The sequence below is a fragment of the Chryseobacterium sp. DT-167 genome, from assembly GCF_058310155.1.
The window spans coordinates 100,535-112,913 of record NZ_JBZEEQ010000002.1 but is presented as its reverse complement, the minus strand read 5'-3'; the positions used below and the strand labels follow the sequence as shown (position 1 = coordinate 112,913).

The window sequence follows — 12,379 nt, the reverse complement described above, 5'->3', positions numbered from 1 at the left end:
ATTAGTGAGATTTAGAGTTTTGTCCACTATTATTATTAAATTCTCCCTGAGTGTGCCAATTATTATTCCCTTGCACCGAAACTTCTTTATTTTCGGCACTTTCGTTTATTTCCTTCGCCTTAGACTTCCTCTCACCCTGAGCAACTTCCATAATATTTGCAGCCATTAAAGAATAATCTGCAATAGCATTCTGCATCATCATTGCTCCAGCAAAACTACTGTGGTTCATGCCTGCAGTTTCAGAAATATTTAAACCAGCTGATGAAGTAATGTTCATTCCCGCCGTTATTGTTACATTCTCCCCCGCCGTAAAAGTCATATTCTTCGGTGCATTCACATTAATATTCCCATTACCATCCATCAGATAAGTATTTCCACTCGGATCTTCTATAAAAACAGAACCTTCAGCATCATTCAAAATAATCTTTGTTCCCGATCTGGTGTGAATTACTTTCTTATCGTTTCCACTGGTGTGGTAAGAACTCGTTTCACTCCCATTATAATGCGTTCCCATCACAAAAGGCTTCTCGGCATTTTGCGATTCATGACTTACCAATACTTCCTCCCCGATCTCAGGAATAAAATGAAAACCTTTTCCTGCTCCAGAGTGGGGTTGTATTAATCTAATCCACGGAGTTTTCTGCCCCTTTTCTTCCTGCCATGGAAATTGCACACGAACTCTTCCTGCTCCTGTTGGGTCGTTGTTATCAACAACTCTTGCAGGCTGTTCTTCGCCTTTTGGGACAGCTTCGGTGTCGATGTAAGGTGCAGCATTGAACAAATCCGGGATTCCTACAAACTCGTTGTAATAATCTCCCGGCTCGTAAACGTGCCTGATTTCTATGATTCGGTAAGTTTCCATCGCTTTGCCGTTGATATCGGAAAGCTGCGTTCTTCCGCCGATTTTCAGTTCGGGAGTTTTACTTCTGCCTTTTACCTGCATCAGATTCTCACGCTTTTCTTTCTCCAGTCTTACCGCTTCTTCCAACTGACCTTCCGACCACTTTTGGATTCCGGTGTGGTTGAAGTGCATTTTAGGTTTCTTCTTGAATACGTTTTTAGAAGCATTGGTTGCAATCACCTGAAACGGACTTTCCTTAAATTCGCTTCTTGCGCTACTGCTGTTTCTTTCTATTTTGGCTCCGCTTTGGGTGTCGTAACCCGTGAAGGTAAAATCCTGAGCCTGCATCTGCATCTCAAATTCAACATCGATTAAATCTACATTTTCGCTCAGCTTAAGGATAGGCTGTACCTGACCTCCAAAAATCAACTTCTCTCCAGTATAATAGAAATATTCTCCGTGCCGGATTGCCAGTCTTTTAATAAACCCATAATCGGATTCTTTGTACTGAACTGTGTAAGGAAGCGGATTTTTGTTGTACCCGTTGAGATAATTAGAAGAAATTTCAATTTTGGCTTCCTGCGGATATTCTTCGGTTACCTGTTTTATAATCTGTTCCAGTGTTTTGTCCTCAAAACTCTGGCAGTCTTTACCGGTTTCCAGCAAAATACTTGGTGCAAATCCGGTAATGTGAAGGTCTCCGTAACCACCGCCTTCGTCTTTTTTGTTGCGGATTTTCCCGATGATGCCTCTGAAATAATGCTGAACTGCCCCAAACCGCCAATAGGTAATTCCTATTTCTTTGCCCAGCAAATTTCTGGAGTGTTCCATCACATAACCCTTGAAGGTGTCTAAAGCATCATCCGGAACGATAATCGTAAAGCTGTCGTGGTCATTGGTTTTCTGGCTCAGTTCTACTGTATAGCTGTTTTTACGGATAAATTCTTTTCCGTCTAAAGTCAACAAACAATAAACGAGAGGGTTGGTTTTATCATGAAGCCAGTCTTCAAACCTGCGGGAAGTGCCGAATATTGAGGGATCAAAAGGTTCGTTTTCCATACTATGTTTTATTGGTGAATGATTATTGATGAGGGGATGATGATTAATTTTAAAATCAATTGTTTAAATTCAGGAAAAATATCTTTAATTGTTGGCAACTATTTATAATTATTCACTTATCATTATTCCAGCCACTGTTTTTCGTGCGTAGCTCCGTTGATGTTGAATTTCTTGGCAATCAGGCGCATCTCTATTTGCAAAGGCTGGCTGTCAAGTCCATTGAAGCATTCTGTAAACTCGATGCAGTATGCTTTTTCAAAATTCAGTTCCTGAAGTTTGCTCATCGCATCTCTTCTGTAGAAAATAATTTTTCCGTTTTTCATCTGGTTATGATCCAGCATCCATCCTAAAAGTTCAGGGTTTCCGGTACTTTCGATCTTGATGATGATGTCTCCTCCTTTGGGCATTCCTTTCGGTTTTCCGGTTCCGTCAACAGGTTGAATGAAGTTGTATTTGCACTCCAAAATATTGTAGGTGTTGCCGTCTAGTTCTAGTTTTGATAAAAATGACATGTTTTTAGTTGTTAGTTGATGATTTCCTGTTGATGGCTTTTAATCCTTTTTTTTTGAATCTCTATTTCAAAAAGCAAAAAAATGGGCAATTCTATATTACCCATTTTGTTACATTAAATGGTTTACACCCACTCATTCTCATAAGCTCCGCTTCCCATTTCTATTTTTCTTGCAGAGATGATGAAACTTTCGGTAAGGGGATTGTCTCCTACGGAGTCAAATTTTTCTTTGTGCTTTACCAGATATGCTTCCGTGAATTTCAGTTCTTTAAGCGTAGCTTCACTGTCTCTTTTGTAGAATACAACGCTACCGTCTTTTCTCTCGAATGAATTGGTCATCCACTCAAAAAGATCGGTCTCGCCCGTACTTTCAACGGTTACTTCAATTTTCCCGCCTCTTGTAATGGTAGAGGGTCTTCCTGTAGCATCTGTTTCCTGGAATAAACCGTAATTTACATTTAATACGTTGTAGTTTTTTCCGGCTACTTTTAATATGGATTTAAATGACATAATTGTAAAATTTTAATTGTTATGAATAGAATTTGTGTTTTAAAAAGTCTTTGCACCAATAAATTTGTACCTGATAAGGAAACAATTGAAGTTAGTTAAATTTAATCCCTATCTCTACAGTAAGGTCAAATTAGTGGTTTAAAGAATGTTGACGGATTTGCTGAAAAAAAACTATACCCACTCATTGGTATGTTTGGCATTCCCCAACTCAATCTCTTGCGCTGAAAGAACAAAAGTCTCAGTTAACGGATTTTCTCCTGATGCATCAAAGTTTTCGTTGTATTTTACGATGTAGGCTTCCTTGAATTTAAGCTCCTTCAGTGTCGCATCGCTGTCTCTTTTCACAAACCTCACACTACCGTCTTTTCTCTCAAATGAATTGGTCATCCACTCAAAAAGATCGGTCTCGCCTGTACCTTCTACTGTAATAAAGATTTTACCGCCTCGGGTAACGGAAGAGGGTCTTCCTGTTTTGTCGGTTTCCTGTAGCATTGCGTATTCTACAGATAGTACGTTACGCTTTTTTCCTGCGTACTCCAAAATGGTTTTAAATGACATAATAAAATATATTTAAAGGTTTAAATTTTAATACTACCAATAATGGAATATATCCGGATTTGTGTTTTTCATCATTCTGCAACTTTTACATCAAACCAATATGGAATATATTCGGATGTTACTAAATATTTTCTGACATTTTACTCTTACGTAGAAATATTTATAAAACAAATGTAGAATTATTTTTCAATCCTGCAAATACTTTCAAATGCTCTTTTTCAAATTAAGCTTTAGTAAATCAGTTTGTTATGGAAAGATATTCGTAAAATAGAAAGCAAAAATTACAAGCAGATTTTCACATAATTAAAAAATGTGATATTTATTCATATTAATAAAATACTACAGCTAAATTATTTGGAAAATGAAAATTTCACAATTTATTCACCTTTGTAGATAAAAATCTACAAAATTTCTTTAAAAACGGATGGTTTTTGTTCCAATTATTTCTGATTTGAAATGAATTGTTTAATTTTTTTCGAAAAAACTCCGATGGAAATACCAATCGGAGTAACTTGTTAACCTTTCTTGCAGAATTTAATTAGATAATACCCAACAGTTGACCAAGGGATAACTTCGTCACAGTTGTGATTTCTAATCATTTCGTACAATACTTTTTCATATAGACTTCTGTTTGAGTTTAATGACTTTATACAATTTTCATGTCATCTTCAATCCAAATGTAATGCTCACACAAAAATCTTAAAAAAAAGAATTTTAAAACTCTTAGAGAAACTGTATTTATTGTTTAAATATTAGTTTTCTTCTTATTTATTTTCTTGAAAATCAAATAGGAACCTGACGAAATGGTTAGCGTAAATAATGCTGCTTAGTTACGAAACTCTTATCAAACTCAACAAATAAATATGATTGGTTAGGGAATTGCCTAAAACCCATCATTTTATTTTGAACTTCTCAATGCTTGTAAGGAGATATTATTTTGTATCAAAGGGTATAAACGAAAAAGACCTACATTTCTGTAAGTCTTTTTGCTCCCCCTATTGACACTAGCTCGAACCTATTAGTAATGATTTTCAGCACATTAACTTAATTTATAACTCCTTGCAGGGCTCGAAACATTTGGTTTCTTAAAGAGTTGAGAACTTATTATTAAGAACAATATCACTTCAGTTCAAATAATGCCTTGAAAGATATATTTAGGAAATTTAGCTTTTAAAAAAGACGAAATCTTTTAAACTGAGAGCTTCGGAGCGAAGAGAATGAAATTCCTGAATATATACTACAAGTTTGTATAATCGTATTTAAAATTTAGTTATATTTTGTTACTTTGTATCAACAATAAGAACAAATAATAAAAATGTCTGAAACATTGATCATTCCATCAACTAAACTCACTTTCTCAGGTCATGATACTTTTCATTGCAGACAACTGTGGCTAAAGAAAGGGTATGATTTTGTAAAGAAAGGGAATAAATTTACGGATAGTGAAGCGGTTGTTTTATTAGGTGTGGGTAAAAATATGGTTTCTGCAATCTACTTTTGGATGAAGGCATTTGGATTGATCGATAAAGATGGTAATATTACAAATTTAGCTGACTATATTTTTTCTGTAGAAGGTAAAGATCCTTATTTAGAAGATGAAGCTACATTGTGGCTACTTCATTATCATTTGGTGACTCATGGGCTTGCATCAATATATGATTTGATTTTTAACGATTTACGAAAGGAAAAGATAGAATTTACAAAAGATAATTTCTTAGCATTTGCAGAAAGAAAAGCAAATGAAATTGGTTTTTCTCAATTTAATAAGAAGACAGCCGGAACAGATTTCGATGTATTAACAAAAATGTATATCAGAACTACGGAGCAAGTTAAAGATAAGGAAGATACTTTTTCTGGATTATTGACAGACTTAAATCTCATACAAGAGGAAAAGAAAAGTAGTAGTAGTTTATATTCCATCCCTAATGAGAATCGTAATAATCTGCCAGAGGAAATTATCTTATATACAATTTTGGATAAGCAGGATTTTCAAAATTCAATAAGTTTAAATATCTTGTTTCAAGATAGAAATCAGGCGGGTTCTGTTTTTGCTATTACCAAAAATTTATTAATGGAAAAACTGGAATCTATTTCAAATAACTCAAAATATCAGAAGTATGGTATAACGTTAAGTGACCACGCTGGTATAAAAGAGTTACAAATCACATCTAAACCCAACAAGTTTGATGTTTTAAATCATTATTATGGCAAATAAATTCACTACATCTACTAATATTATTCGTGATACGGATAGGGAATTGAAATATATACCTACCCCTAATGCCATTCGTATAAGTAATCAGATTAGTAATGATTTTAAACAAGGCATAAGATCATTTAATATAATTGGATCTTACGGAACAGGTAAAAGTTCATTCTTATGGGCTGTAGAACAAACACTGAAATCAAATAAATCATATTTTGGATTGAATTTACTTTCAAACCCAAAAATAGATTTTATTAAAATAGTAGGTGAGTATAAATCATTGAAGGAATCATTTGCTGATTTACTTGAAATTAATAGTGATAAAAACGTTACAGAAAATATCTTCTCTGAAATATATAATCGTTACTATGATTTGGACAAAAAGAATCCACTTCTTTTTATTGTAATAGACGAATTTGGAAAATTTTTGGAGTACGCTTCCCAAAATGAGCCCGAGAAAGAGTTATATTTTATTCAGCAATTGGCTGAATTTGTAAATAATTCAGATAATAATATTGTTTTATTGACAACTGTACATCAAAATTTTGATGCCTATGCTATCCATTTAGAATTCTCACAAAGACAAGAATGGACAAAAGTAAAGGGGAGATTTAAGGAAATTACTTTTAATGAACCAGTTGAACAGTTATTATTCCTCGCATCTGAACATATAGAAGAGAAACAATCAACCAACAAGAAAGAAAAAATAATTAAAGAATTAGTAGAATTACTAACAGCATCACAGGTTTTTAATACAAATGAGGACTATATTAATGAAATAGCTAAAAAGCTATATCCTTTAGATGCGATATCTTCTTATGTATTAACTTTATCATTACAAAAGTATGGTCAGAATGAACGGTCATTATTTTCTTTCTTAGAATCAACTGATCACACAGGTTTATATCAACACAGTATATTACGAGATGATTTTTATTCAATAGCTGAAGTATATGATTTTTTGGTATATAATTATTTTTCTGATCTTAACTCAAGATACAATCAAGATTTCAGTGCGTGGAAAGCAATAAAAACTTCTTTAGAAAAAGTGGAAGTTTTGTTTGATAAACATCTTCCAGAATATGAAAAATTGGTTAAAACAATCGGTCTATTATCAATTAATGCACAGGCTGGCTCATACATAAATCGTGATTTTCTGACAAAATATGCTGAAAAGAGTTTAGGAATAAAGAATGCTGATAATTTAATTGAGGACTTAGAAATAAAAAAAGTAATTTTTTATAGAAATTATAATAACAGATATATTCTTTTTGAAGGAACCGACTTAGACATTCCAACAGCATTATTTAAGGCAGGAGATAAAATTGATAGCATTACAGATGTTGTAACACTACTTAATAAAAATTATTCATTACCGCCTGTTCTTGCTAAAAGAGCGATGTTTGAGACTGGAACACCTCGTTTATTTGAATATAAAATTTCGTCTCAGCCTATTTCTATAAAGCCCGAAGGAGATGTTGATGGATTCATTAATTTAATTTTTAATGAAAAAAATATTCTTGAAGATATTAAAAATATCTCCAAAGAAAATGAGGAAGCTATTCTATATTGCTATTATTTAAATTCTAAAGAGATTAAAGATTTACTCTTTGAAATTGAAAAAACAAGAAAGGTAATTGAAGAAAATTCTGATGATAAAGTTGCTGTTACAGAGCTTAAAAATATTGTTGTACATCAGCGAAATTTATTAAATCATAAAATACTCAACAGCTTTTTTGGTAATAAAGCATCTGTGATATGGATTTTCAATGGTATCGAAAAAGAATTAAAGTCACAAAAAGAATTTAACTCTTTCTTGTCTGAGATTTGTAAAACAGTCTATTACAAAACACCATATTTTAATAATGAACTTGTAAACAAACATAAAATATCAACATCTATACATACAGCAAAAAGAAGATATTTTAATGCTTTGGCTAATGATTGGGATATGCCTCAGCTTGGTTTCGATACAGATAAGTTTCCGCCCGAGAAAACAATATATCTATCATTATTGGAAAATAATGGCATCAAATTATGTGACGACAACTCGTCCAATTTGATTGAGCCGCATAATGAAAATGGATTTTATAATTTATGGGACGCTTCTGTTGAGTTTTTAAACAGTGCTAAATTTTCAAAAAGAAGTGTCTCAGAATTTGTCGAGATACTGAATAACAAGCCATTTAAACTTAAACAAGGTTTCATTGATTTTTGGATTCCTACTTTTTTATTTATTAAAAGGGATGAATATGCTTTATTTAATGAAAGTATTTATACACCAACAATTAATGAAGACATTTTAGAACTTATTTCTAAAATACCGAAAGATTTTGAAATTAAATCTTTTGTGTTAGAAGGTGTTAAACTTGATATTTTTAATAGTTATCGTAAATTTTTAAATATTGATTTAAACAAAAGTGGTAACGCACAGACTTTCATCGAAACAATAAAACCATTTTTGGTGTTTTATAGAGGATTACCTGATTATTCAAAGGAAACTAAACGCTTGTCAAAGGAAAGCATTGCTATTCGTGAAGCAATAGCTAATTCTAAAGATCCTGAACAATCTTTCTTCGAAGATTTTCCTACTGCATTAGGTTATTCTGTTGCAAAAATACAAAGAGACAGAACGGAATTACAACATTTTATTGTTCAATTACAAGACTCTATAAAAGAAGTTCGTAATTGTTTCGATGAATTGGTAAACCGTTTCGAATCTTTTTTACAAGATAAATACTTTGATAAGTCAGTATCATTTGAAGAATATAAAATCAAATTTCAAAAAAGATATACGAGCCTACATCGTCATTTGTTGCTGAATTCTCAAAAATCATTTGTACAACGAATAGATTCTCAAATTGAAGATAAAAAAGCTTGGTTGAGTTCGTTAGCTCAATCTTTAACAGGAAAATCACTGGAAAAATTTAAAGATGAAGACGAACTTTTGCTTTATGACAAGTTCACGGATATGATTTTGGATTTAGATAGCCTGAATAGGATTTCAAAGAGTAAATTTGATGAGAAAAAAGAAATAGCTTTAGATGTTCAGATTAATTCTTTTGAAGGAGGAATGACAAACAAGGTAATTCGACTGCCGAAAGGCAAAAGTAAAGAGGTAGAAAATCTCGAAGGAAAGATAAAAGAGTTATTATCAAAAGATAAAAGTATTGACTTAGCTGCGATAACAACGGTTTTAAAAGATTTATTATAATGAGTAAAGTTAGGCACGTATTAGGAATATCAGGAGGCAAGGATAGTGCTGCTTTAGCTATATACATGAAGCAAAACTATCCGGAGTTAGATATTGAATATTACACTTCAGATACAGGAAAAGAACTTCAGGATACTTACGATTTGATTGAAAGTCTTGAAAACTATCTTGGTAAGGAGATTAAAAAGCTACCCGTTCTTTCAGATGATTCATTAAATCCATTTGATCACTACATAAAAATGTATAATGGATTTTTGCCCGGATCTATGTCCAGATGGTGTACAAAAAAACTGAAATTAGAACCTTTTGAAAAGTTTGTAGGTGATGATTTAGTGATATCTTATGTTGGTATTCGGGGAGACGAGGATAGAGAGGGATATATATCCAAAAAATCGAATATTCAGTCTATTTTTCCGTTCCGAAAAAATATTTTTAGCGAAGATGTCAGTGCCAAATTTCTTTCAAACAATAATATTCATAATGTTTTAAGGTATTATGAAACATTAGATTTAGGAGAAAAGAGAGAGCGAATTTTTGAGGTTATAAATGAAGAAGTTTCTATTAATTTCAGTCAAACGCAAAAATTGAATAGCCTGTTAGATTTAGGGATTAAAGAATACAATAATGCTTTATTCCAATTTTTACAAACAACAGATTATCCAATATCAAAAGAAGATGAATTTCCTCTGATTAATAATGAAGATATATTAGTTAGGGATGACATTTTTAAAACTTTAGAAGAATCAGGTGTAGGTGTTCCGGAATATTATAGAGCTATAGAATTTGAAATAAATGGTAAAAAGTCTACTTATGCCCGAAGCCGTTCCGGTTGCTTTTTTTGTTTTTATCAACAAAAGATAGAGTGGATTTGGCTATATGAGCAACATCCAGATTTGTTCTTGAAAGCAATGGAATATGAGAAAGATGGCTATACTTGGATACAGGATGAATCTCTAGCAGAACTAGTACAACCAGAACGCATAGAAAAGATAAAAGAAGAATATATTAAACGCAAAGAACGCAAAAAAACAAAAGTACAGTCACCATATCTTTTAGATATTCTTGAAGATGCTGAAGGTGAAGGTTGTGCGAGTTGTTTTATATAATAGAAACACACTATGATAGACCATAAAAAATTAAAATTTGTTTCAGGAGCGATGTCTATCATCCAGATGGGTGAGGAGCAAATTGGTCATCCTTCGACTGCTATTAATGAATTAGTTAAAAATGGGTATGATGCAGATGCAGATAAGTGTTGGGTGTACACACAGTACGATATTGATTCAAATAAAAATTTTTTAATAATCAAGGATAATGGATTAGGAATGAAAAGTGATACTCTTTTTGAAGATTGGTTAATAACTTCAAGAAGTAGTAAAAGAGATGATGATAGAAGTAACCGAAAAAGTTTGATTTACGAGAGAAGATATTTAGGCTCAAAAGGTATTGGTAGACTTGCTGCTATGGCTTTAGGAAGATATCTAACCGTAGTAACAAAGCAAGCTAATGATTTAGAATACAGCTGGATAAGAATTGATAGAGAGTTGTTTAGAGTTGATAGTCTTTTAGATAAAGTTGATTTCCCTGGAGGAACTACAAATGATTTTAATTTGTTATTTTCTGATGAAGAATTGTTAAAGGAAAATGATTTAGCAAAAAATGGAGTTTTATTAAATATACTTAATTCCGAACCCTTCAATTCATTCAATGAAGGTACAATGATTGTACTTCAAGATGTGGATGATTCCGTAAAAGGAATAATTGAGGAGGAAGTTAATTTAAAAGATATTGAAGCAACAACATTTTACAAAAGTCTAGTAGATTTAATAACTCCACTAAAGCAAAATACTCTTATCCAAAAAGAACTTGTTAAGGAAGGAATAATTAAAGAGGAAAATAAAATAGATAATGGCTCTGGAACATTTGAATTATTTTATGGTTTGAATTTTATTAAAAATCAAGTTAAGGGAAAAATTGATTTTATTGAGATTGAAACATCCAAAATATTTGAATACTACGATTATAGAATTTTTGGCAAGGTTACAGCTAATAATAAAGTAGAAGGGAAATATATATGTAAGAGATTGGGCGAAGAAGGAGTTCCCGAAAATTTTGATATTGAACCAGAATATTTACTTTCAGACGAAGATCTGAATAAGAGAAAAGAGATAACTTTTGAGGATATCCCTACAAAATATAAGGACACAAAACTAGGAGAATTCTACTTCGATATAAGAATCTATGATTTAGATGAAGATTCGAAACAAAAAATGGTAAAACTTTTAAAAGCAGCCGGACGAAGGGAAGCCACTGCAATTATGAGTAGATATTTGGGGTTAAAAGTTTCCAAAAATGGTTTTGGTGTAAAACCTTATGGTGAAGAAGAACAAGACTGGCTTGGTTTAGGAGCTCAAAGAGTAAAAAAACATATTGTATCAATCGGACCAAACCAAATTTTGGGTTACACTTTTTTATACTCGCCTGAAAACGACGGGTTAAGTGAAAAAACAAACAGGGAAGGTTTTTTTGAAAATAAAGCGTTTATTGTTTTTAAGAAATCAATAACAGGGATATTAGAAGAAGCTGGAAGGAGAAGAGCTAAATATAGATTAATTCATAATCTCGGACTTAAGAAAGGTAGTGTTAAGAATAGATTTGAAAGACCTGATTCCGAAAAATTCATACAGTACTTGGCGGAGAAAAGCAATAATGATCCTGAATTAATGAAGCTAACTCAAGAGTTTGTTACAGAAACAAACACTTCCCTAGACAATATGCAGGAAACTTTAACCTTATCTCAACGTTTAGCAACTTTAGGAACAAGTCTTGAATTAATTTATCATGAATTAGCTCAACCAATCTCAGCAATAGGAGGAGATGTGAGTTTATTGAAATTAAAAGTAAAGCATATTCAAGATAATGATCTAAGAAATGATTTTATAAATCGAATAGGAAACATAGATTTATCTTTAGAAGCAATGGATGAATTAAAAGATTCTCTTCAGCCTGCAATCGGTAAAGGAAGACACAAAACATTTAAGCCAATTGAGACATTTAAAAAGGTTTTACATCTTTTTAGAGATAAAATTGAACAAGATGGAATCATTGTTAATATTAGCAGTTCTTTAGAGTCATTAGAGATTAAAGAAATAGAATATCCTTTTTGGGTTTCATTTTTAAATATAATAAATAACTCGATTTACTGGTTACAATATACCCACACAAATAAAATAATTAACTTCGAATACAAAGAGCCAAGCACCTTCATTATTAGTAATACAAGTCCTAAAATTGAAGAAGATGAGTTAGAAATTATTTTTGAGTATGGGATTACTGGAAAAAAGGAAAGAAATGCTACTGGGTTAGGATTAGCTTTCACTAGGAATATGTTAGATAATATTGATTGGCAAATTACCTCTGAAAATAAATCATATGGTCCTGCATTCTATATTACAAAAAATTAAAAAAATTATATTTAAG

8 protein-coding genes are annotated in these 12,379 nt (G+C 32.1%); 4 read left to right on the top strand and 4 right to left on the bottom strand.

All coding sequences use genetic code 11. The features are described from left to right. Position 1 precedes the first annotated feature (1 nt). From AC4FQ5_RS02870 to tssD (AC4FQ5_RS02855), 4 genes are all read right to left on the bottom strand, one after another. Positions 2-1,900 carry a type VI secretion system Vgr family protein gene (locus AC4FQ5_RS02870; RefSeq protein ID WP_491140995.1) on the bottom strand — a complete coding sequence of 633 codons (1,899 nt, stop codon included), beginning with the start codon at positions 1,898-1,900 and terminating at the stop codon, positions 2-4. Between the two features lie 122 nt (positions 1,901-2,022). Next, a complete protein-coding gene (tssD, locus tag AC4FQ5_RS02865) occupies positions 2,023-2,412 on the bottom strand; it encodes a type VI secretion system tube protein TssD (RefSeq protein ID WP_089875222.1) in 390 nt (129 codons plus the stop codon). Between the two features lie 122 nt (positions 2,413-2,534). Beyond that, a complete protein-coding gene (gene tssD / locus AC4FQ5_RS02860; protein WP_491140994.1) occupies positions 2,535-2,921 on the bottom strand; it encodes a type VI secretion system tube protein TssD in 387 nt (128 codons plus the stop codon). A gap of 171 nt (positions 2,922-3,092) precedes the next feature. Further along, positions 3,093-3,479: a type VI secretion system tube protein TssD gene (tssD, locus tag AC4FQ5_RS02855; protein WP_491140993.1), complete on the bottom strand. Its 387-nt coding sequence runs from the start codon at positions 3,477-3,479 to the stop codon at positions 3,093-3,095. 1,315 nt (positions 3,480-4,794) lie between these two features. Here tssD (AC4FQ5_RS02855) and AC4FQ5_RS02850 point away from each other — a divergent pair. From AC4FQ5_RS02850 to AC4FQ5_RS02835, 4 genes are read left to right on the top strand one after another with little or no spacing between them, the layout of a single operon-like run. Continuing rightward, positions 4,795-5,694, top strand: coding sequence for a DUF4007 family protein (locus AC4FQ5_RS02850; protein WP_491140992.1), 900 nt, complete (start codon positions 4,795-4,797; stop codon positions 5,692-5,694). Next, positions 5,684-8,899 carry a hypothetical protein gene (locus AC4FQ5_RS02845; protein WP_491140991.1) on the top strand — a complete coding sequence of 1,072 codons (3,216 nt, stop codon included), beginning with the start codon at positions 5,684-5,686 and terminating at the stop codon, positions 8,897-8,899. Before AC4FQ5_RS02850 ends, AC4FQ5_RS02845 begins: the two co-directional genes overlap by 11 nt. After that, positions 8,899-10,005: a phosphoadenosine phosphosulfate reductase domain-containing protein gene (locus AC4FQ5_RS02840; protein WP_491140990.1), complete on the top strand. Its 1,107-nt coding sequence runs from the start codon at positions 8,899-8,901 to the stop codon at positions 10,003-10,005. The genes AC4FQ5_RS02845 and AC4FQ5_RS02840 overlap by 1 nt, the downstream gene beginning before the upstream one ends. Before the next feature lie 12 nt (positions 10,006-10,017). After that, positions 10,018-12,363 carry a sensor histidine kinase gene (locus tag AC4FQ5_RS02835; protein WP_491140989.1) on the top strand — a complete coding sequence of 782 codons (2,346 nt, stop codon included), beginning with the start codon at positions 10,018-10,020 and terminating at the stop codon, positions 12,361-12,363. Positions 12,364-12,379 lie beyond the last annotated feature (16 nt).

Bases quoted from the DNA above. Each gene is read 5' to 3' on its own strand.
- tssD (WP_491140993.1), bottom strand. From the start codon at position 3,479: ATGTCATTTAAAACCATTTTGGAGTACGCAGGAAAAAAGCGTAACGTA.
- AC4FQ5_RS02840 (WP_491140990.1), top strand. From the start codon at position 8,899: ATGAGTAAAGTTAGGCACGTATTAGGAATATCAGGAGGCAAGGATAGT.
- tssD (WP_089875222.1), bottom strand. From the start codon at position 2,412: ATGTCATTTTTATCAAAACTAGAACTAGACGGCAACACCTACAATATT.
- AC4FQ5_RS02850 (WP_491140992.1), top strand. From the start codon at position 4,795: ATGTCTGAAACATTGATCATTCCATCAACTAAACTCACTTTCTCAGGT.
- AC4FQ5_RS02870 (WP_491140995.1), bottom strand. From the start codon at position 1,900: ATGGAAAACGAACCTTTTGATCCCTCAATATTCGGCACTTCCCGCAGG.
- AC4FQ5_RS02845 (WP_491140991.1), top strand. From the start codon at position 5,684: ATGGCAAATAAATTCACTACATCTACTAATATTATTCGTGATACGGAT.
- AC4FQ5_RS02835 (WP_491140989.1), top strand. From the start codon at position 10,018: ATGATAGACCATAAAAAATTAAAATTTGTTTCAGGAGCGATGTCTATC.
- tssD (WP_491140994.1), bottom strand. From the start codon at position 2,921: ATGTCATTTAAATCCATATTAAAAGTAGCCGGAAAAAACTACAACGTA.